Annotated in this window: 13 protein-coding genes; 4 read left to right on the top strand and 9 right to left on the bottom strand. The window is 73.9% G+C overall.

What is annotated here, in order from left to right; all coding sequences use genetic code 11:
- Positions 1-53: 53 nt before the first annotated feature.
- From O4U47_RS22155 to O4U47_RS22140, 4 genes are all read right to left on the bottom strand, one after another.
- Positions 54-371, bottom strand: a complete 318-nt coding sequence (locus tag O4U47_RS22155; protein ID WP_270679855.1) for an AzlD domain-containing protein — start codon at positions 369-371, stop codon at positions 54-56.
- Positions 368-1,099, bottom strand: a complete 732-nt coding sequence (locus O4U47_RS22150; RefSeq protein WP_270679864.1) for an AzlC family ABC transporter permease — start codon at positions 1,097-1,099, stop codon at positions 368-370. The genes O4U47_RS22155 and O4U47_RS22150 overlap by 4 nt, the downstream gene beginning before the upstream one ends.
- A gap of 136 nt (positions 1,100-1,235) precedes the next feature.
- Positions 1,236-1,730 (bottom strand): hypothetical protein, encoded by a 495-nt coding sequence (locus O4U47_RS22145; RefSeq protein WP_270679854.1) that lies wholly within the window; start codon positions 1,728-1,730, stop codon positions 1,236-1,238.
- 54 nt (positions 1,731-1,784) lie between these two features.
- The gene (locus O4U47_RS22140) at positions 1,785-2,645 is read right to left on the bottom strand and encodes a helix-turn-helix transcriptional regulator (RefSeq protein WP_270679853.1); all 861 of its coding nucleotides are present in this window, start codon (positions 2,643-2,645) and stop codon (positions 1,785-1,787) included.
- Positions 2,646-2,861: 216 nt separating this feature from the next.
- On the opposite strand from O4U47_RS22140, the gene O4U47_RS22135 reads away from it, so the two are divergent.
- Together O4U47_RS22135 and O4U47_RS22130 are read left to right on the top strand one after the other, a co-directional pair.
- Entirely contained in the window at positions 2,862-3,521 is a 660-nt protein-coding gene (locus tag O4U47_RS22135) for a PaaI family thioesterase (protein ID WP_270679852.1), read from the top strand.
- A 135-nt stretch (positions 3,522-3,656) separates the two neighbouring features.
- Complete coding sequence (locus O4U47_RS22130; RefSeq protein WP_270679851.1) at positions 3,657-5,489, top strand: AMP-dependent synthetase/ligase; 1,833 nt, start codon at positions 3,657-3,659, stop codon at positions 5,487-5,489.
- A 227-nt stretch (positions 5,490-5,716) separates the two neighbouring features.
- On the opposite strand, the gene O4U47_RS22125 is transcribed toward O4U47_RS22130, so the two are convergent.
- Positions 5,717-6,070: a CU044_2847 family protein gene (locus O4U47_RS22125; protein WP_270679850.1), complete on the bottom strand. Its 354-nt coding sequence runs from the start codon at positions 6,068-6,070 to the stop codon at positions 5,717-5,719.
- 233 nt (positions 6,071-6,303) lie between these two features.
- Between O4U47_RS22125 and O4U47_RS22120 the strand changes: the two genes are divergently transcribed.
- Entirely contained in the window at positions 6,304-6,606 is a 303-nt protein-coding gene (locus tag O4U47_RS22120; protein WP_270679849.1) for a DUF397 domain-containing protein, read from the top strand.
- On the opposite strand, the gene fxsT is transcribed toward O4U47_RS22120, so the two are convergent.
- From fxsT to O4U47_RS22100, 4 genes are all read right to left on the bottom strand, one after another.
- Entirely contained in the window at positions 6,593-11,197 is a 4,605-nt protein-coding gene (fxsT, locus tag O4U47_RS22115; protein WP_270679848.1) for an FxSxx-COOH system tetratricopeptide repeat protein, read from the bottom strand. The two genes, O4U47_RS22120 and fxsT, sit on opposite strands and share 14 nt — an antisense overlap.
- Positions 11,194-12,312 carry an AAA family ATPase gene (locus O4U47_RS22110; RefSeq protein WP_270679847.1) on the bottom strand — a complete coding sequence of 373 codons (1,119 nt, stop codon included), beginning with the start codon at positions 12,310-12,312 and terminating at the stop codon, positions 11,194-11,196. Before O4U47_RS22110 ends, fxsT begins: the two co-directional genes overlap by 4 nt.
- Positions 12,313-12,325: 13 nt before the next feature.
- Entirely contained in the window at positions 12,326-14,257 is a 1,932-nt protein-coding gene (locus tag O4U47_RS22105) for a VMAP-C domain-containing protein (protein ID WP_270679846.1), read from the bottom strand.
- Positions 14,258-14,948: 691 nt separating this feature from the next.
- Positions 14,949-16,406, bottom strand: coding sequence for an aldehyde dehydrogenase (locus O4U47_RS22100; RefSeq protein ID WP_270679845.1), 1,458 nt, complete (start codon positions 16,404-16,406; stop codon positions 14,949-14,951).
- A gap of 451 nt (positions 16,407-16,857) precedes the next feature.
- On the opposite strand from O4U47_RS22100, the gene dnaE reads away from it, so the two are divergent.
- Positions 16,858-20,382: a DNA polymerase III subunit alpha gene (gene dnaE, locus O4U47_RS22095; RefSeq protein WP_270679844.1), complete on the top strand. Its 3,525-nt coding sequence runs from the start codon at positions 16,858-16,860 to the stop codon at positions 20,380-20,382.
- Positions 20,383-20,498 lie beyond the last annotated feature (116 nt).

Below are 20,498 nucleotides of genomic sequence, written 5' to 3'. Positions count from 1 at the left end.
CCTGCCCGAGGGGAGCGGGTCCGTCACGCGGCCGCGGGCGCGGATGGGGCGTTTCAGCCGAGGCCCAGGGCGCGCAGCAGGGCGGTGGTTCCCGCCGCCGCGGCGACCACGACCAGGAACGGCGCGCGGAGCAGGAGTGCGGTGGCGGCCGCCCCGACCCCGGCCAGGCGCGCGGTGTCGGCGGTGAGCGCGGAGCCGCCGTCGGAGAAGGTCTGCACGGCCACCAGGGCCGCGAGCAGCGCGACGGGGACGGTCATGGCGAACCGGCGCACGGCGGGGTGGTCGAGCAGGCGGCGCGGGGCGGCCAGCCCGGCGTACTTGAGGGCGTAGCAGCCCGCGGCGGTGACGGCGATCGCGATCCAGACGGTCATGGCCGCACCTCCCGGGGGCGGTCGGCGTCGGCGGCGGGGGTGTCTGGGCCCGGGGCGTCGGGGCCGTCGGCCCCACCGGCTCCCCCTTCCGCGGCGGCCGGTGCGGGCCCCAGCAGCGCGGCCGCGGCGGCGACGAGGACCGGGACGCCGGGCGGCAGCACGGGGACGGCGGCGAGGGCCAGGCCCGCGCCGACGGCCGCGACCAGCACGATCCTGCGCCCTTCGCGCAGCCGGGGCCAGACCAGGGCCAGGAAGATCGCCGGACCCACCGCGTCCAGTCCGAATGCCGAGGTGTCGCCGACCCGCTCGGTGGCCGCCGCGCCCAGCAGGGTGGTGGCGTTCCAGAAGATGAACAGCGCGGCGAAGGTCGCCGTGAAGGCGGTCCGGGCGGCGGCGGGCGTCGGCTGGGCGAGCGCGGCGGCGGCGGTCTCGTCGATCACGCCGTGGGCGGCGACGGCCTTGCGGACGCCCCGCACGCCGAGGATGTCGGCCAGGCGCAGCCCGTAGAGGGTGTTGCGTGCGCCGAGGAGCAGGGCGCCGGCGGCCCCGGCGATGACGTTCCCGCCCCCGGCGACGACACCGATGAGGGCGAACTGCGAGGCCCCGGTGAAGGCGAAGAGGCTCAAGGCGCAGGTCTGGGCGACGGTGAGGCCCGCCGCGACCGACGCGGTGCCGAAGGCCACACCGGAGACGCCGACGGCCAGCCCGATCCCCAGCGCGTCGCGCACCGGGGGAGAGGGTGCGAATGCTGACGTGTTCACACGAGGAACGCTACGGAGCGGCCCCCGGGGCGGTCTTGAACGTTATTGCGCTTCGGTGCCGGTGCGACGTTGCGGTTCCCGCGGGAGCAGGTTCGAGGTCCCTTCACGGCCGCCACTCATGGCGGTAGTGCTCCGCCAGGGCGGCACCGTCTCCGAATGCGGTCGGTCCGGCCGCGGTGCGCGCGTTCGCCCGGGAGACGGCGGCGGCCAGCGCGCCCCAGTCGTTCGGGTGGACGCGGTTCCGGCGCACGATCGCCGGGCCGTGGGACGCCCCCTCAGGGGCGAGCACGACGGCGTTCTCATGGACGGCGAACCGTTGGCCCGGACTGGGGGTGAAGGGCCCCCGGGCCCGGCGTCTGAGGGGGGACCGGCGGGTCAGGCTGTTGGTCGTCGGCACGTATTCGCAGGCGGGCATTCCGGCGGTCACAAGGGACGAGGCGGTCTGGACCGCGCCGGCGCCGATGAGCAACGCGTAATCGATGGTCCCGTGGAGCCCCAGCCCGATGGTCCCCCAGAGCAGCACGAGAACGCCCGTGACGGTGTAGGGGACCGTCGGCCAGGGGTGGTGCCGGGCGCGTACGGGGGCGGGAGATGCCATGTCCGCTCCTTCGGGTGGGGGAGGTCCGAACGGGCAGTGGGCCGGTGGGGCTGCTCAGGGCGCGGGAGCAGCGTCCGGGGGCCCCGGCACCGCTCCCAGGATGCCCTTCTGGAACTCGCCCGGTGGTACCCCGGTCCTGCGTTTGAAGTGGCGGGTCAGGTGCGGCTGGTCTGCGAAGCCCACGGCGGGCGCCACCTCCGAGGGCGGAGTCCCGTCGGCCAGCAGGCGGCGGGCCCGTTCCACGCGCGCGCTGTTCAGGTAGGCGTGCGGCGGCAGCCCCAGGTCACGGCGGAATGCGCGGAGCAGGGCGAACGCCGACACCCCCACCTGCTCGGCCAGCTCCTCAAGGGACGGCGGGTCGGCCATGGCGGATCGCAGGATCTCCCTCGCCTCGGCGACCGTACGGCGCGGCGCCGGGGTGGCGGCCGCGCGCGCGGAGTCGGTGGCGTGCGCGGCGAGCAGCCGGTACAGGGCCTGGCGGGTCAGTGTCGAGGCGCTGAGCCTGTCGCCCCGCTCGGCGGCCCGGTGGGCGGCGCGGAGCACCTCCGCGGTCGCGGGGGCGTGCGCCGAGGAGTCGGTGAACAGCGGCGCCCCCGCCATCCCGATGTCGCGGGCCGCGTCGGCGACGACCTCCGCGTCCGGGTACAGCACCCGGTACCGCCACCCCTCCGGCACCCCCGCGTGCCCGGTGTGCACCACCCCCGGCTCCACCAGGGCGATCCCGTCCGCGCCGACCCGGTGGGTGGTGCCCTTGTAGTCGTAGACCTCGATCCCGGACTCGATCACCGCGAGGGTGTAGGCGTCGTGCGTGTGCGGGGTGAAGGCGTGCCGGACGTAGTGCGCCTTGAGCAGGTCGACGCCGGGCAGCCCGGGGTGGCGCCAATAGCGCGCGGTGTCGCGGGGAGGCGTGCTCATCCTGTCAGCGTAGGGCGGCGCCGGGCGGTCCGGGTGGCGCGATTCACGAAATACCGCCCGATGTGTCCGGGTTGTTCTCTGCTGGTGGGACGGGTCCCGCCCCCAGGTGGCGGCCCCGAAAACTACTACCGAGTAATATTCGGTTTCAGTGGCGCCGGACCGGCGCCCGACCGCCCGCGCCGACCGGTGCGGGACGACGAGCCGACGAAGGAAGCCATGACGGTCGACGCACAGCCGGTAGCGGAAAAGCCGGACCCCGCCGAGTACGGGTTCACCGTGGTCCCCGAGGAGCAGATCCCCGCGGAGCTCTCCGCGCTCGTGGACCGGGTGCGCTCGCTGATGGACACGGCCGCCCACACCGAGGCCGCCCCCGAGGCGCTGTCCGCGGCCGCCGACGCGGTGGCCAAGGCCGAGGAGATGCTCCGCGGCGACCGCCGTCCCATCGGCACCATGGTCCGCTCCACCTACTCCGACGGCGGCACCGAGTACGGCACCATCACCAACGGCGTCTCCGGGCCGGTCAACCCCCTCGCCCCGCCGATCGCCCTGGACAAGGACGGCGAGGGCCTGCGCGCGGACTTCACCCTCAACGGCCTGTACGAGGGCCCGCCCGGGCTCGTGCACGGGGGCTGGCTCGCCGCCGTGCTGGACCAGGCCCTGGGGTCCGCCGCCAGCGCGGCCGGGATGCCGGGCCTGACCGCCAACCTCGACGTGGACTACCGCAGGCCCACCCCGCTCAACGTCCCCCTCGAGGTCCGCGCCCGGGTGACCGGAACCGAGCGGCGCAAGGTCTTCGTCTCCGGGGAGATCCGCCACGGCGGCGAGGTCACCGCCGAGGGCACCGCCATCATGGTCCGCCTCGAACTGCCGGAGTGAGCCCCGCGGGTCGTGGGGGCGACCGGTGCGCGGCGCCGGGCGTGAAGGAGGTTACTCGCCGGTATGGCCTTTCTCATGTCCCTGTCTGAGGTGTGATGTTCGGATTTGTTGCGAATGTCGGATAGACACGGAAGCGTGACCCACATCTCGACCCCCGCGACCGGTCGGCCCCGCGAGCACGGCGGCCTGGCCGAGCTCCTGTACGAACGCGCCGCCGCGCACCCCGGCGCCGCGATGCTCAGCGCGAAGGACGGCGGCTCCCCCGGCTGGCGCGACCTCTCCGGCGCCGACGTCGCCGCCCGGGTCACCGCCGTGGCCAAGGGGCTCATCGCCGCCGGCATCGCCCCCGGCGACCGGGTCGGCCTGCTCGCCGCCAACCGCTACGAGTGGACCGTCGCCGACTTCGCGATCTGGGCGGCCGGCGCGGTGACCGTGCCGGTCTACCCCTCCTCCTCGCCCGAGCAGATCGCCATGGTCCTCTCCGACTCCGGCGCGAGCGCCTGCGTCGTCGACGGCGAGGACAACACCGCCACCGTGGAGGGCGTCCGCGCCTCCGTGCCCGACCTGCGCCACCTGTGGACCATGGACCCGCTGCGCGGCGAGCCGGGCGCGCTGGAGGCCCTCTCCGCCGCCGGCGCCGAGGTGCCCGACTCCGCGGTCGAGGAGCGCCGCGCCGCCGTGCGCCCCGGCGACCCGGCCACCATCGTCTACACCTCCGGGACCACCGGCACCCCCAAGGGCTGCGTGCTCACCCACGCCAACTTCTTCGCCGAGGTCGAGGCCGCCACCACGGCGCTGTCCGCCCTCTTCGACGACGGCGGCGACCCCGACGCCGCCCCCTCCACGCTGCTCTTCCTGCCGCTGGCGCACGTGTTCGGCCGCATGGTGCAGGTCGCCGCCGTCCACGCCGGGGCCCGGCTGGGCCATGCCCCCGGCGTCCGCGAGCTCATCGCCGACCTGGGCACCTTCCGGCCAACCTTCCTGCTGGCCGTGCCCTACGTCTTCGAGAAGATCCACACCACCGCGCGCAAGCGCACCTCCGGGCTCAAACGCCGGATCTTCGACGCCGCCACCGACACCGCGGTCGCCTACAGCAAGGCCCTGGACGCCCCCGGCGGCCCCGGCCCGCTGCTGAAGCTGCGCCGCCGCCTGTTCGAGCCCATCGTCTACCGGCCGCTCACCGGTGCCCTCGGCGGCCGCTGCACCCGCGTCATCTCCGGCGGCGGCGCCCTCGACGTTCGGCTCTTCCACTTCTACCGGGGCGTGGGCGTGGAGGTCATCGAGGGCTACGGCCTCACCGAGACCACCGCCGCCGTGCTGGCCAACCTGCCCGGCCGCTCCCGTGCCGGGACCATCGGCGGCCCGCTGCCCGGCGTCGACGTGCGCATCGACGACGACGGGGAGATCCTCGTCAGGGGCGGCCCCGTCTTCGAGCGGTACTGGAACCGCCCCGACGCCACCGAGGAGGCCTTCCGGGACGGCTGGTTCGCCACCGGCGACCTGGGCGCCGCCGACGGCGACGGGTACGTGCGCGTCACCGGCCGCAAGAAGGAGATCCTGGTGACCGCCGGGGGCAAGAACGTGGCCCCGGTCCCCATCGAGGAGCGCGTGTGCGCGTCCCCGCTGGTCGACCAGTGCATGCTCATCGGCGACGGCCGCCCCTTCGTCACCGCGCTCATCACCCTGGACCCCGAGGAGTTCGAGGCGTGGAAGGCCTCGGCGGGCCGACCCGCCGACGCCGGCGCGGACGCCCTGGCCGACGACCCCGACCTGCGCGCCGAGGTGCAGAAGGCCGTCGACGCAGGGAACGCCGCCGTCTCCCGCGCCGAGTCGGTCCGGGCGTTCTCCATCGTGCCGCGCCCCTTCGGGGTCGAGGACGCCACCCTCACCCCGACGCTGAAACTGCGCCGCGCCCGCATCATGGAGCGCGAGGCCGAGACGGTCGAGCGGATGTACGCCAAGCGCTGACGCCAAGCGCTGACGCCCTGCGGGGGCGGCGTGCGCCGGCGTGGTGGGGCCTCCGGCGGCCGTGGCCGCCGTCGGCGGGCGCCCTTCGGGCGCATGCCGACGGGCGGGACGCCGGTCAGGGCGCCGACCCGGCCGGGCCCGCCCTCAACGCCGTGCCGTCCGGGCCGGTTCCGAGGGATGAACGACCGCCCCGCTCCCGAGGACGCGCCCCTGCGGGGCGGCCGCCCTCACCCGGCCCGGCCGCCCTCCTCCGGCGCCGGGCCGGACCTCCAGGTCAGCGTCACCTTCACGGCGCCCTGGGCGGCGGTCTTGGCCAGGAACACGTCCGCCTCGGCGCTCACGTTCATCCCCAGCTCCACCGTCACCTCGTCCGGGTCGCCCGGCAGATCCCGCAGCTCCCTCACCACCAGGGCGGACATGTCCCGGATGCGGCCGAACACCTTCTGCGCCGTCTCGTCGGCGCTGCGCAGGATGTCCCGCCCGCTCACATCGCGCATCTGCGGCGAGCTGCCCGCCGCCTCGATCAGCACGTAGGCGTCCTCACCGCCCTGTTCGTCGGGGAACCGCACGATCTCCGCCATCGCCTCCGCCCTTCGCACGCGGCCCCGCCCGGTCCGGACGGGAGACCATCTCAGCGCGGAATGCCCTTGCGCGTAAGGGAAATGTCCGGGATCGGCCGACATGAAGGTAAAAGCGTCGGGGATATACAGGCCGACTGGCGCCGAGTCGCGAACTTCGTCATGGGAGCAGATGTGTGTGCCGCCCCTACGTGGCGTACCCGAGCGTGTCCCCACCGCATGGCCGCGAGGTGCAGATGAGCGCTGAGCCGACTCCGTCGGTCGAGGGGGGCGGCGGGCGCACCGCGCACCGGCCCTCCCCCGTCCGCCCCGGACTGTACGACGGCCAGGGCTGGCGCACGTCCACGAGGACCGACCAGGCGCAAACGTGTGTGGAGGCGGCACCAGGGGGGAGCGGTGCGGCGCGCGTCCGGGACTCGCACCACCCCGCCCTCGCCCTGAGCTTCGGCCCCGGCGAATGGGCCGCCTTCCTCGCCCTGGAGGCCCGCAGCGGTCCGGGGCGGCGCCGCCCGGCCGCCGACGCCCTCACAACAGGTTGAGGAACAGGTCGCAGTTGCCCCGAACGTCCCGCGCCGCCGACCGCGTCGCCGGATGGTCGGGGCCGAAGATGTGCCGGTAGCGGTCCAACATCTCCTCACGTTCCGCCTCGGGCACCGCCCCCTCCACCGCCACCCGGTCCAGCAGGAGGTTCCGCTCCACGACGAGGGTCAGCGGGTGGTCGGGGCCCATACGCCTGTGGATGAGCGCGAAGGTCCGCCGGTCCAGTTCCAGCGCGCGCTGGGGGGCGCCCAGCGCGAACAGGTCGCTCGCCAGGTTCACCGCATTGGCCACCGTGCTGGGGTGCTCTTCGCCCAGCCGGTCACGGTGCACCTCCAGCGCCTCCTCATTAAGGCGCCGCGCCTCGTCGAGGCGGCCCAGGTGGCGCAGCACCACCGAGTGGTTCACGGCGGCGTCGGCGTAGAGCGGGTGGTCGGAGCCGTAGGCCGAGCGCAGCCCGTCCAGCACGTGCTGGGACAGGGCCAGGGCCTGGTCGTGCTCGCCCACCACGCGCAGCACCACCGAGTGGCAGCCCCCGGCCTGCAGGCTGTACAGCGCGTCCGGCCCGTCGCGCTCGACATGGAGCCGGTAGACCTCGTCGGAGATCTCCAGGGCCTCCTCCAGCCGCCCGATCCGGCGCAGGATCGTCGACAGGAGCAGCAGCGACCCCAGGCGGAACTGGTTGTCGACCGGATACACGCGCTCGATGACGACCCGCGAGTTCTCCATGATGTCCAGCGCCTGCCAGTAGTCGCCCGACTCCATGTGGCCCAGCGCCAGCATGTACTCGCTCGACAGCGTCCGCAGGTTCTCCGGCCCGAGCAGCTCGGTGCGCCGCTCCAGGTTGTACCGGTCGATCTCCATCGCCTCGTCGAACCGGCCCAGCAGGCGCAGCCCCACCGCGTGCACGTGGGCGGCGAACATGGCCTCCGGGTCGTCGCGGCCCATCAGCCGCTCCTGGCGCTCCAGCACGTTGGCGCTGACCTCGATGGCCTCGTCGAACCGGCCCAGCTTGCGCAGGTCCGAAGGCAGATCGATGCTGACGTCCAGCGTCTCGGGGTCGTCGGGGCCGTTCAGCCGGGTGAGGGTCTCCACCACGTGCAGGGTCAGCTCGTGCGAGTCCTCGAAGTGCCCGAAGGTCGACAGCAGCAGCGCGTAGGCGGCCTGGGCGCGCAGGGTGTGGGGGTGCTCGGCGCCCAGGTTGTGGGTCCAGTGCCCGATGGCGGTCTCGGCCAGGGTCCGGGCCGCCCGCGGCCGCCCCCACAGGTGGAGGAACCTGATCTGGTTGCAGACCAGCTGGCGGCACCAGCCGCTCTGGCAGTCCCACTGCTCGGTCTCCCAGATGTGCGGCTGCAGCTCGGCGTAGCGCGGCCAGTCCAGCACCGACTCGGGGTCCCCCGGCTCGAAGTTGGCCAGCAGCTGGTGCGCGCAGTGCCGGTACTCCGAGCGCTGGTCGTCGGTCAGCGGCAGCTTCAGCGTCTCCTGCACCAGCTTGTGCAGTTGGAAGGTGCCGTTGCGGTAGTCCATCCGCGCCAGGGCGTAGCGGTCGATGCTGCGCAGCACCCGGCCCAGCCGCACCGTCGGATCCGCCAGGATCTCCGTCAGCTCCCGCGGCCCCTCGATGTTGCGCGCGCCGTTGAACAGTCTGCGGGGGATGGGGTGGGGCGCCAGAAACGCGCACACCTGGAGCAGGCGCAGGGCCGCCGGGTCGGTCTGGTAGAGCCGGTCCAGCGCCATGTTCATGGTGGCCCCGACGGTCCACGGGTAGTCCGGCGACGGCGCGACGCTGGTCAGCAGCTCCTCCTGCTTCTCGTCGAACACCTCCAGCCAGTCCCGCGGGTCCATCATGGTCTCGTACAGCCACACCGCCGTCTGTTCCACCGCCAGCGGCAGGTCGCCCAGCTTGTCGGCGATCAGGTCGGCGTCGGGCTGGGTCAGCGCCTCCGGGCCGCGTTTGCGCAGCAGCTCGATGCTCTCCTCCCGCCGGAAGACGTCCACCTCCAGCAGGTTCCCGCCGGCGTTGCGCCACTGCGAGGACCGGGAGGTGATGAGCACCTGCCCCGGCCCGCCGCTGGGCAGCTGCGGCCGCACGTCCTCCGGATCGGCGGCGTTGTCGTACACCAGCAGCCAGTCGCTGTAAGGCTCGCCGGAGCGCAGCGCCTCCAGGACCGACCGGGAGATGCTCGACGGGTCGCGGTCGGTGCCCACGCCCAGCCGGGGGGCCAGGTCGATCAGCGACTGCTGGATCTGGGTGGGGGTGTCCGCGGGGATCCACCACACCAGCTCGTACTCGTCGCGGTGGCGCCAGGCGAACTCGGTGGCCAGCTGGGTCTTGCCCACACCGCCCATGCCGCGCAGCGCCTGCGGCAGGATGTGCGTGTCGCCCGAGGCCAGCCGCCGGGACAGCTCGTCCAGCAGCTCGAGGCGGCCCACGAAGGACGGGTTGCGCGGCGGGATCCTGCCCCACACGGCCGGGCGGGAGCGGGCGCTCGGCGGCCGCTGCGGCTCCCGCGCGGCACCGCCCCCGTGCGGGAGGTCCCGGTGCGCCTCCTCGGCGGGCACCTCCGGGCGCTGCGCCGCGGGGGCGCCCGCCCGGCCGGTTCCACGGAACACGGATTCTCCAGCAGCCACGTCGTCCCTCTGTTCTGGTCGTCCCTGGTGGTCCGCGGGCGCCGCCTCGCGCGCCCGCTCGTGCTCGGGCCCCGTCGGCCCCGCACCGCCCGCGGGCGCCACGTCCCACAGGTCGGCCGCCGTGCGCATCACCCCGGGCAGGGCGCGCATGGCCGGGCGGAGCGCGCGGGCGATCGGCGCGGTCTCGTCGTGGACGGGCGGCAGCGCCGGGTCGAAGGTCCGCCCGTGCAGCAGCGCCGCGAACGCCCCCATCCACGGGGCGGCCCCGGAGAAGCGCTCGGCGGCCAGCGCGAGCAGGGCCCGGATCCGCTCGCGGGTGCCGCCGGACGCCAACAGGGCGGCGCGCACGCCGGGGCGGAACCCCAGCGACACCTGGTCGGTGCGGGTGATGGGGATGCCGCCGGGGCGCCGTACCACCAGCCCCGACCACAGCGCCTCGGCCAGGTCGGAGGCGGTGGCGCCGGGCACGAAGCGCGCCCGCACCGCGTGCGCCGTCGGCAGGTTCAGCGGCACCGCCGCCAGGCACACGGCCAGCTCCACCGCCGGTGCGGAGGCGGACTCCCGGAACCGCGCCACCAGCTCGGCGGCGTCCTCGGCTCCGGGCCCGGCGCCGTGCCGCACCAGGGGGAGGGGGAGCGCCGACGGGAGCGGGACTCCGGGCGCGTCCTGGGCGTAGAGCACCGACGCGTTCAGCTCGGGGGCCTCCGGGCGCTGCGACACGAACCCGGCCCAGGCGCTCAGCTCCTCGGGGTCGAGCGGGACGACGGGCACCGGCACGGCGCCCTCGGGAGGTGGGCCGGTGCCTTCGGGCCGCCCCGGGCCGAAGGGCTCGGCGAGGCCGTCGACCGGTGCGGCGGGCACGGTCCGGTAGCGGGCGTTGGGGGTCACCGCGGGCCCGGGGGCCTCGGGCGGGCGCAGCACCGCGAGCCGGGGGCGGGTGCCGGTGCGCGGCCACTGGGCCCGGTCCAGGAGGTGGACGACGCCGACCGCGGCGCTCCGCCCCCAGCGGGCCAGCCACGCCGGTACCGCCCCCCGGTGCCAGCCCTCTCCGACGCCGTCGGTGAGCACGAGCACGATATGGCTCCCGCCGTCGGCGAAGAGCCGGCGGGGGGAGGGGGCGGGGCCGTGCTCGGAGCGCAGCACCAGGTCGTCGTGCCAGGCCTTGTCGGAGTCCAGGCGCAGCACGCGGGTGCGGGCGCACACCCTCAGCGGCGCCAGCAGCTCCAGGAACCGCTTCACCCGCGGCTCGTGCACCAGCATGGACAGGCCCGCGTCGACGAGCACGGTGAGGGAGTCGGGGGAGGCGGACTCCCCGGAGAAGCGGGGCAGCAGCGGGACGCCGCGCGTTCCCGGGCCGGAGGGCTGGGCCAGCGCGCGCTCGGCGTACCCCTCGGCGGTGGCCCGCTCGTCCAGCGGCCCGGCGCCGGGGTGCAGGCGGGTGCGGCGCAGCCGGAGCAGCGCGCGCACCAGGCCCTGCGGGTCGTTCAGGTCGGGGGCGGGTCCGACGGCTGGGCCCGGGGAGGCGAAGTCGTCCTGTCCGCCGGGGCCGGGGCGCACGGGCGGGAAGGGCGCACCCGCCTCGGGCGGGGCTCCGCCGGACCAGGCCGGGCCCTCCCCGGGCGGGGCGCCGCCGGGCGCGGGGCCGGTCCCGGGGACGGCGGGCGGTCCGGGAAGGCCGGGCGGGGCGAGCGGTTCGGCGTCCCCGCCGGGGCCGTCGTCCGGGGCGCCCGGCTCCGCCCCGTGCCGGGCCGGTGCGCCGTGCGGCGCGGGCGGGGGTGGGCCCCCGGCGGCGTCCGGGGCGGTGCCGCTGCGCGCCGCCAGCCACACGGCGTCGGCGACCTCCCACCACAGGGGCCCCTCCGCGGTCTCCTGCGGGTACGCCTCATCAGGGGACGGCTCCCGCTCCGCCCCCTCGGCCCGCGGCTGGGGTCGCGGCTGGGGTCGCTCGCCTCGCGCGCTCAATCAGGGCCCGTTTCGGTCAGGCGTTGCCAGATCACGTCGAGGACGTGCTGCCAGGCGTTCGGATCCCAGGATGTGGCACGCGCGCGGACATCGGAACTAACGAGATGGACCGAGTTGAGTAGCTGGTCGATGGACAGGCCGCCCTTGCCCGCCGAGCGCTCCACGAACGCGCGGATCAACTCCCGGTCGGCGGCGGCCTCGTTGCCGGCGAAGTGCGCGGCGACGATCTCCGCGAGCTGCTCCTGCGTGGGCGGGGGCAGCTCCACCGGCAGGCAGCGGCGGCGGAAGGCGGCCGGGAAGGGGCGCTCGGAGTTGCTGGTGATGGCGATGAACGGGAACTCGCGGCAGACCACCTCGCCGCCGCGCACGGTCGCGGTGCGGCCGGGGTCGTCGGTGGGCACCGCCACCTCCGGCTGGGAGGAGCGCAGCCGGGCCAGCTCGGGGATGCGGAACCGGCCGTTCTCCAGCACGTCCAGCAGGTCGTCGGCCAGGTCGGCGTCGCCCTTGTCGAACTCGTCGATGACCAGCACCCGCGGCAGCTCGGCCGGGAGCAGCGCCGTGCCCAGCGGCCCGAGCCGCAGGTAGTCCCCGATCGGGCGGCGCACCTCGCGCTCGGCGGTGCCGGGCCCCAGCGCGGCGGTGTCGGCGCTGATGTCGTGGATGCGGGCCAGCGGGTCATAGGAGTACAGCCCGTCGGCCAGGGTGGTGCGGCTGGTGACCGACCAGCGCAGCACGCGGCCCAGGCCCAGTTCGCGGGAGACGCGGTAGGCCAGGCTGGACTTGCCCACCCCGGGGCGCCCGGTGACCAGAAGCGGGCGGCGCAGCAGCAGGGCGGCGTTGACCGCGTCGGCCACCGCGGTCTCGGCGTCGGTGAGGCGGCGCGCGCCCGCGCCGTGCCCCGGACCCAGCACCCGCTCCATTTCGGCCTCGTCGACCGGGGGATCCGACCCGTCCGGAACCCCGGGGAACCGGCGCCACGGCGGCGGCGGGGGAAGCCGTTCCCCCAGCGGCGGCGCGTACGGGCTCGGCGTTCCGGTGCCCCGGTAGATCCACCAGGAAGGGAACGCGGGGCCGCTCTCGGGCCGCCCGGGGCCGGGGTCCGGGGCGGACGTCATCGGCGTGGCCTCCCTACTCGCTGTCCGGGGTCTCCTCGGGGGCGGCGATGGCCCCGGGCCCGCGCTCCTCGGCGGCGGGGCCGGTGAGGTCGCTGAGAAGTGCGATGTCGAAGGGGTCGCCGGTATTCGTGGTCGTCGCGTCGGAAATGTCGGTATCGGTGGCGGCGATCCGCCATTCGAGCAGGCGTTTCGGGAGGGCGGCGATCTCCTCTCGCGTGAGCTGGTGGCGCTCCTGGGAAATCAAGGTATCGAAAGCGTACTCGTTGTCCAATGGAGGAAAGGCCGCCGTGTTCTCCCGCTCCTCTCCCGGGCGCCGCGCGGGCGCCGCCCGGCGGGCCGCGGAGGCGCGCCAGGCCACCACCGGGACCCCCGACTCCAAGGCCGCGGCCAGCGCCTCCCGGAGCCCGTACGCCCCCTCCTCGACCAGCAGGCACACCGCGACGGCGGGGTCGCTGAACCGGTCGTGCAGCGGCCCGGCGGCCCGGTGCCGGGCCCCGATCCGCCGCACCCGCCCCTGGCCGCTCCCGGTCACGTGTTCGACGCGGCGCCGCCGCTGCCGCCGTGCCCGGCTCCATTGCCGCGCCCGCTGCCGCTCGTAGCAGTGCAGCACGATTTCATACGCGCTGCCCAGGCGCTCCCCATAAGGACTCATCGGGGTCCGGATCCTCCAGTGCGGCACGTCTCCGGAAATGAGCAGATCGAAAGGGAGGACGAAATCCAGGGCCAGCTCCGGGGGCTGCGCGCGGGAGCGCTGTTCGAGCATCCGCTCGACGTCGGTGACCATGTCCAGAACGGCGGGGCGCAGGCCGCCCGCCTCCACCCGGAGCACGCCGCGCGGGGTCACCGTGCCCCCGGCGCGCACCCGGGCGCGCAGCTCGTAGCGGCGCGGCCGCCCGGGCGGACCGGGCAGCGGCTCGGCGGTGACCTCCAGGCGGGCCCCGGACCGCGGCACCGGCGCCGGGCCGCCGCGCAGCCGCAGCAGCGCCTCCCGCGGCACCTCGCCCGGCCCGCGCGAGTCGGCGTAGGCGCGCAGCACCGCCGGGTCGCCGACACCGAGCCGGGCCGCCTCCTCGGCGAAGACCACCTCGAGGGGGAGCCCGTCCCCGCGCGGCGCCAGGCCGCTCAGGTGGTCGAAGGCCTCCAGGGCGGTGCGGAACGGCGCCCCCTCCAAGGCGCGGGAGGCCGTCGCGGCCCGGTACGCGGGGGCCGCGTCGGCGAAGGGCAGGGACCCCAGAACGCCCTCCACCCCCTGTCGCCCGGGGTCGGCCGCCAGCGGGGACAGCGACGGCACGGTCTCGACCGGCACCACCGCCGCCAGGCGGCCGCCCTGGTCGCCCGGGCCGATCAGCGCCTGCCCGACGATGCCCATCACCGCGTTCTCCTCCACGTCCAGCACGCCGCACCCGCTGAAGCCGGGCATGATCCCCATCGGCCCGTGGGGGTCCAGGTCGAGCTGGGCGGCGCCCGCGCGCACCCCGTCGCCGACCACCCGGCCGAAGGCGTTCAGCCCGAGCGGGGCGTCGGCGGCGTACCGGGCGGGGTGGCCGCGCACGCACACTTCCCGGGGCCGCCGGGTGCGCCGGATCCGGGCCATGACGCCGCGCAGCACCGCGGGCTCGGGGTCGGCGGCGCCGGGGGCCGGGTCCAGGCACAGCACCGCGGTGTCCCCGGCCGGGTCCCAGGCGTCGGGGTCGACCCGGGCCGTGCGGGGGGTGAAGCCGCCCGCGCCGGGCACCTCGACGGGCACGGCGGCGGCCCGCGCCGGGGGCGCCTGCCCGCGGGGGCGCCCCAGCGCGGCGTCGACGACGTGGGCGCAGGTGAGGATCCGGCCGCCGGGCAGGACGACGCCGCCTCCGGCGACCGCACCATGGAGGGTGGGGATCCGTACCTGCCACGTGGGGAGGGAGAGGGGTGCGGGGGTGAAGGGGTGAGAAGGAGAAGCCACCGTGGCGCGGTCTCTTTCTGCGGTTGTCCGAGGTGTGCGATTCGGTTGGCTCCTTATTGTTCCCGCCGTGGTCGTGAATACGCTATGTAGGGATTCGGCTACTGAAAAATCGCAGGTGGGAGAGGTGAGGGCGGACGGAGGGCGCCGTCGGGCCGTTACAGAGCGGTTATCGACGGGAGGAGTGGGGGAGAGGGGAGGGCATTCGACCACCGCGACCAGAATGGCGGTTCACCTGGGCCCTTGCGGGCTGGTGGGCCCATCGCGGAACCGCGGCGGGGGAGCACGGGGGCGCCGTCGCGGGGAGGCGGCCGGAGCGGTGAGGCGGCCGCCGCCGGCGGCGGGGCGCCGGTGCGGGGCCCGGAACCGCGCTGATCTCGGGGAAAGCGACGCGACGACCGCCCCCCGGTCCAGAGGGTGTTCGCCCGGGGGCCTCGGGCTCAGGTGCGCCTCGCGGCGGTCGGCGGCGTGCGGCCGGTGTGGTGCCGTCGGCGCAATGCGGAACGAGCCCGGTAACGGCCGAGGGGGGAGGCCCCCTCGGCCGACGTGCGCTTTTCTGTCGTCGATTCGTATTCGCTCGGAATTCCGAGGAAGCGGAGTCCCTCCATGCCGTTCCCGGTACCGCCGTTCGGCGGCGGCAGTGCGGCAGTGGGGCGAGTGCGGCGTCGGTGCGGCGGAAGTGCGGCCGAACGCGTCACCCGAGGGTCGGGACCGACTTCCACCGCAGGTACTCGTCGAGCCCTTCCGGGCCGAACTCGCTTCCGACCCCGCTCGCCTTGCGGCCGCCGAACGGCGTGTTCACATCGATGTTGTAGGCGTTGACCCCGAACGTCCCCGCGCGCACCCTGCGGGCCACGGCCAGACCCCGCTCGGGGTCGGACGTCCACACCGACCCGGCCAGCCCGTACTCGCTGTCGTCGGCCAGGCGCACCGCCTCCTCGTCCCCCTCCGGCCCCTCGCCGTCGTAGGGGACGACCACGACGACCGGCCCGAAGATCTCCTCGCGCGCGATGCGCATGTCGTTCCGCGCGTCGGCGAAGACGGTCGGCTCGACGTAGAACCCGCGGTCCCGCCCCTCGCCCTTCGGGCGTCCCCCGCCCGTGGTGATGCGGGCGCCCTCCTTGAGGCCGAGCGCGATGTAGCCCTCGACGCGTTCGCGCTGGCGCTCCGAGACCAGCGGCCCCACCTCCGTCGCGGGGTCGGACGGGTCGCCGACGCGGAGCGCGGCCGCCTTCTCCGAGATCGCCTCCACCACCTCCTCGTAGCGTGAGCGGGGCGCCAGCACGCGCGCTTGGGCGATGCACGCCTCCCCGTTGTTGAGCAGTGCGGTGAGCGGCAGCATCGCCAGGTAGGCGTCGAGGTCGGCGTCGTCCAGGAGCACCGCGGCAGATTTGCCGCCCAGTTCCAGGCTGCAGCCCTTGAGGTGCTCGCCGCACAGCGCGCCGATGCGGCGTCCCGCGGCGGTCGATCCGGTGAAGGCGACGTGGTCCACGCCCGGGTGGGCCACCAGGTGCTCACCCGTCTCGCGCCCGCCCGCCACGATGCTGAGCACGCCCGGCGGAAGCCCCGCCTCCTCGGCGGCCTCGGCCAGGAGGTAGGGGTCCAGGGGCGTCTCCGGCGCGGGTTTGACCACCACCGCGCACCCGGCCAGCAGCGCCGGGGCGATCTTGGCGGCGATCAGGAACTGCGGTACGTTCCACGGCACGATCGCGGCGGCCACCCCTGCGGGCTCGCGCTCGACGTGGACCGGCCCGAGCAGGCCCGGCCGTATCTGGTGCCAGTCGACCTGGTCGGCCAGCCCCGCGTAGTACTCCAGCACCGAGTGGGCGAGCGGGGCCTGGGCGAGCTGGGAGAAGGACAGGGGGCTGCCCATCTCCGCGGTGATGAGCGCGGCGAGGTCGCCGGTGCGCCGGCCGAACGCCTCGGCCAGCCGCCCGAGCGCCGCGGCCCGCTCGGCGGGGGAGGTCCGCTGCCAGGGCCCGGAGTCGGCGGCCCGGCGGGCGGCGTCCACGGCCAGGACGATGTCGGCGGGGGTGCCTTCGGGGGCCGACCCGACGGCCGTGCCGTCATGCGGGCTGGCGACCTCCAGCACCCCGCCGCCGGCGGGCGCGGTCCACTCTCCCCCGATGTAGAGCCGGTCGTGCGTCCTCATCACGCCTCCCTGGGTATGCAGAACAGGTTTCAGTCTGCATTCCGGTTGAGGGGAAGGCTAGATGGGCTCTGGAGATCGATTGCTGAAACCTGTTATCGATGGGAGTCGACCCGGCCTGCCGCCCGGTCGGGGTCCGGAAGCGGGGCACCGGTCGGCCCGCTGCTGTGCCTTCCGGAGCGCGGGGGGCGCCCCGGTCCCGGCGTAACCTCGGGGGGAGCGCGAGGTCGAGGGGGACCGGAACGGGAGAACCGGTCCGACCGCCCGGCGATCCGCCCGGGCCGCCCCGCGGGCGCCCGCCCAGGTCGGGCCGGGGACACCGCCGCGCCCCCGGAAGGTGTGTCCCTCGGGACACCGCCGACGCGGCGCGGAGGCGCCCCGGCACCCGTGTGATGGCCGTAGGCTCAGGAGTCGTCCGCCGTCCCACCGACTCGCTTGAGGGGAACCCCGCGCCATGGCCGATCCCTTCGTCCACCTGCACGTCCACACCGAGTACTCGATGCTGGACGGTGCGGCGAAGCTGAAGAACCTCTTCGAGGTCGCCCAGCAGGAGAAGATGCCCGCGGTCGCCATGACCGACCACGGGAACATGCACGGCGCCTACGACTTCTACACACAGGCGCAGGCGGCGGGGATCACCCCGGTGATCGGCGTGGAGGCCTACGTCGCACCGGAGTCGCGGTACCACAAGAAGCCGGTCCGCTGGGGCGATCCCAGCCAGAAGAGCGACGACGTCTCCGGCGGCGGCGCCTTCAACCACATGACCATGTGGGCGCGGAACAAGGAAGGGCTGCACAACCTCTTCAAGCTCAACTCCCGCGCCTCCACCGAGGGCTTCTTCCGCAAGCCCCGCATGGACAAGGAGCTGATCTCCGAGCACGCCGGCGGCATCATCGCCACCACCGGCTGCCCCTCCGGCGCCGTGCAGACCCGCCTGCGGCTGGGCCAGTTCGACGAGGCGCTGCAGGCCGCCTCGGACTACCGGGACATCTTCGGGCCGGAGAACTTCTTCGTCGAGCTGATGGACCACGGCCTCGACATCGAGCGCCGCGTCCGCGAGGGCCTGCTGACCATCGCCAAGCAGCTCGACCTGCGGTTCGTCGTCACCAACGACTCGCACTACACCTACGAGAACGAGCGCGACGCCCACGACGCGCTGCTGTGCATCCAGACCGGCTCCAAGCTCTCCGACGAGAACCGGTTCCGGTTCGGCGGCTCCGGCTACTACCTGAAGACCGCCGAGCAGATGCGGGCGGTCGACACCTCCGAGGCCTGGCTGGAGGGGTGCAAGAACACCCTGGCCATCGCCGAGATGGTCGAAACCGACGGGATGTTCGACTACTACGACCTGATGCCCAAGCTCCCCTGGCCCGAGGGCGAGACCGAGGAGAGCTTCTTCCGCAAGGAGGTCATGCTGGGGCTGGAGCGGCGCTTCCCCAAGGGCATCCCCGACGGCTACGTCGAGCAGGCCGAGTACGAGATCGACGTCATCGTCCAGAAGCGCTACCCGTCCTACTTCCTCGTGGTCGCCGACTTCATCAACTGGGCCAAGGAGAACGGCATCGCCGTCGGCCCGGGCCGGGGGTCGGCCGCGGGGTCGCTGCTGGCCTACGCGCTCGGCATCACCGACCTCGACCCCATCCCGCACAGCCTGATCTTCGAGCGGTTCCTCAACCCCGAGCGCGAGTCCCCGCCCGACATCGACATCGACTTCGACGAGCGCCGGCGCGGCGACGTCATCCGGTACGTCACCGAGAAGTACGGCGAGGACAAGGTCGCCATGATCGCGACCTTCGGCACCATTAAGGCCAAGGCCGCCATCAAGGACGCCTCGCGCGTCCTGGGCTTCCCCTACGCGCTGGGCGACCGCGTCTCCAAGGCGTTCCCCCCGGCGGTCATGGGCAAGGACATCCCGCTGACCGGCATCTTCGACGAGAACCACGGCCGGTACAACGAGGCGGGCGAGCTGCGCAAGCTCTACGAGGAGGACGTCGAGGTCAAGCAGGTCATGGACCTGGCCCAAGGCCTCGAAGGGCTGATCCGGCAGACCGGTGTGCACGCCGCGGGCGTCATCATGAGCTCGGAGACCATCACCGACCACATCCCGGTCATGATGCGCGACTCCGACGGGGTCATCATCACGCAGTTCGACTACCCGACCTGCGAGACGCTCGGCCTGATGAAGATGGACTTCCTCGGGCTGCGCAACCTGACCATCATGGACGACTGCATCAAGAACATCGAGGCCAACCGGGGGGAGAAGGTCGAGCTGCTCGACCTGACCCTGGACGACGAACCCACGTTCGAGCTGCTCCAGCGCGGCGACACCCTGGCGGTCTTCCAGTTCGACGGCGGCCCCATGCGCGCGCTGCTGCGGCAGATGAAGCCCGACCACTTCGAGGACATCTCCGCCGTCGGCGCCCTGTACCGGCCCGGCCCCATGGGCGCCAACTCGCACATCAACTACGCCCTGCGCAAGAACGGCCAGCAGGAGATCACCCCGATCCACCCGGAGCTGGCCGACGCGCTCGAAGAGATCCTCGGCACGACCTACGGCCTGATCGTGTATCAGGAGCAGGTCATGCAGATCGCCCAGAAGCTCGCGGGGTACACGCTCGGCGAAGCGGACCTGCTCCGCCGCGCCATGGGCAAGAAGAAGAAGGAGGTCCTCGACCGCGAGTTCAAGCCGTTCAGCGAGGGGATGAAGAAGAACGGCTACTCCGACGAGGCGATCAAGACCCTCTGGGACATCCTCGTCCCCTTCTCCGACTACGCCTTCAACAAGGCGCACTCGGCCGCCTACGGCCTGGTGTCGTACTGGACCGCCTACCTCAAGGCGAACTACCCGGCCGAGTACATGGCGGCGGTGCTCACCTCGGTCGGCGACGACAAGGACAAGAGCGCGCTCTACCTGAACGAGTGCCGCCGCATGGGCATCAACGTGCTGCCGCCGGACGTCAACGAGTCCGACGCCACGTTCACCCCGCGCGGAGAGAGCGAGATCCGCTTCGGCCTGTCGGCGGTGCGCAACGTCGGCACCAACGTCGTCGAGGGCATCGTCAAGGCGCGCAAGGAGAAGGGGCGCTTCACCTCCTTCGCCGACTTCCTGGACAAGGTGCCCCAGCAGGTCTGCAACAAGCGCGTGGTGGAGTCGCTGATCAAGGCCGGCGGGTTCGACGAGTTCGGTGAGCCGCGCAAGGGCCTGGTGCTCGTGCACGAGCAGGCCATCGACGCCATCATCGGGCACAAGCGCGCGGAGGCGGCCGGGCAGGACTCGCTGTTCGGCGGCATCGCCGAGCCGGAGTCGGGCATCCAGGTGGTGCCGGACATCCCCGAGGGCGAGTGGGACAAGACCACGCTGCTGGCCTTCGAGCGGGAGATGCTGGGCCTGTACGTGTCCGACCACCCGCTGCTGGGGCTGGAGAACCTGCTGGCCTCCAACGCCGACTGCTCGGTGGCCGACCTGGCCGACCGGCCCGACGGCACCATGATGACGGTGGGCGGACTGCTGTCGGGCCTCACCCGCAAGATCACCAAGCAGGGCAACAGCTGGGCGATGGCCCAGCTGGAGGACCTGGGCGGCGCCGTCGACTGCATGATCTTCCCCAACACCTACCAGCTGTGCTCGCACGTGCTGGCCGAGGACGCGGTGCTGTTCATCAAGGGGCGGCTGGACCGGCGCGAGGACGTGCCCAAGCTGATCGCGATGGAGGTCATCCAGCCGGACCTGTCGCAGGTGGGCAAGGAGCAGCCGGTGGTCGTGTCGATGCCGATGTCCCGGGTGCAGAAGGGCACCATCTCCGAGTTCCGCGACATCCTGTCCCGCAACAAGGGCCAGACCCAGGTGCACCTGCAGGTGCACAACGGCCCCCGCACGACGGTGTTCGCGCTGGACGAGGGGCTGCGGGTGAGCCCGTCGCCGGAGCTGATGGGCGAGCTGAAGGCGCTGCTGGGCTCCAACTGCCTGGGCGGCGTCTAGGGGGTGTTTCTTGGATCATTCTCGGCTCGCGACCACGCCCCTACTGCGCCGGCTGCGCCACCATGGCGAAGCCGAAGCAGTAGGGGCGACGGCCGCTCGCTGATCGAAAAGCCTCC

The organism is Nocardiopsis suaedae (genome assembly GCF_027706745.1).
GTDB lineage: Bacteria > Actinomycetota > Actinomycetes > Streptosporangiales > Streptosporangiaceae > Nocardiopsis_A > Nocardiopsis_A suaedae.
This window is presented reverse-complemented; position numbering and strand designations above follow the sequence as displayed.

Excerpts from the sequence above, each read along its gene's own strand:
- O4U47_RS22145 (WP_270679854.1), bottom strand. The coding sequence starts at position 1,730 with ATGGCATCTCCCGCCCCCGTACGCGCCCGGCACCACCCCTGGCCGACG.
- O4U47_RS22135 (WP_270679852.1), top strand. The coding sequence starts at position 2,862 with ATGACGGTCGACGCACAGCCGGTAGCGGAAAAGCCGGACCCCGCCGAG.
- O4U47_RS22100 (WP_270679845.1), bottom strand. The coding sequence starts at position 16,406 with ATGAGGACGCACGACCGGCTCTACATCGGGGGAGAGTGGACCGCGCCC.
- O4U47_RS22120 (WP_270679849.1), top strand. The coding sequence starts at position 6,304 with ATGAGCGCTGAGCCGACTCCGTCGGTCGAGGGGGGCGGCGGGCGCACC.
- O4U47_RS22125 (WP_270679850.1), bottom strand. The coding sequence starts at position 6,070 with ATGGCGGAGATCGTGCGGTTCCCCGACGAACAGGGCGGTGAGGACGCC.
- O4U47_RS22140 (WP_270679853.1), bottom strand. The coding sequence starts at position 2,645 with ATGAGCACGCCTCCCCGCGACACCGCGCGCTATTGGCGCCACCCCGGG.
- dnaE (WP_270679844.1), top strand. The coding sequence starts at position 16,858 with ATGGCCGATCCCTTCGTCCACCTGCACGTCCACACCGAGTACTCGATG.
- O4U47_RS22110 (WP_270679847.1), bottom strand. The coding sequence starts at position 12,312 with ATGACGTCCGCCCCGGACCCCGGCCCCGGGCGGCCCGAGAGCGGCCCC.
- O4U47_RS22155 (WP_270679855.1), bottom strand. The coding sequence starts at position 371 with ATGACCGTCTGGATCGCGATCGCCGTCACCGCCGCGGGCTGCTACGCC.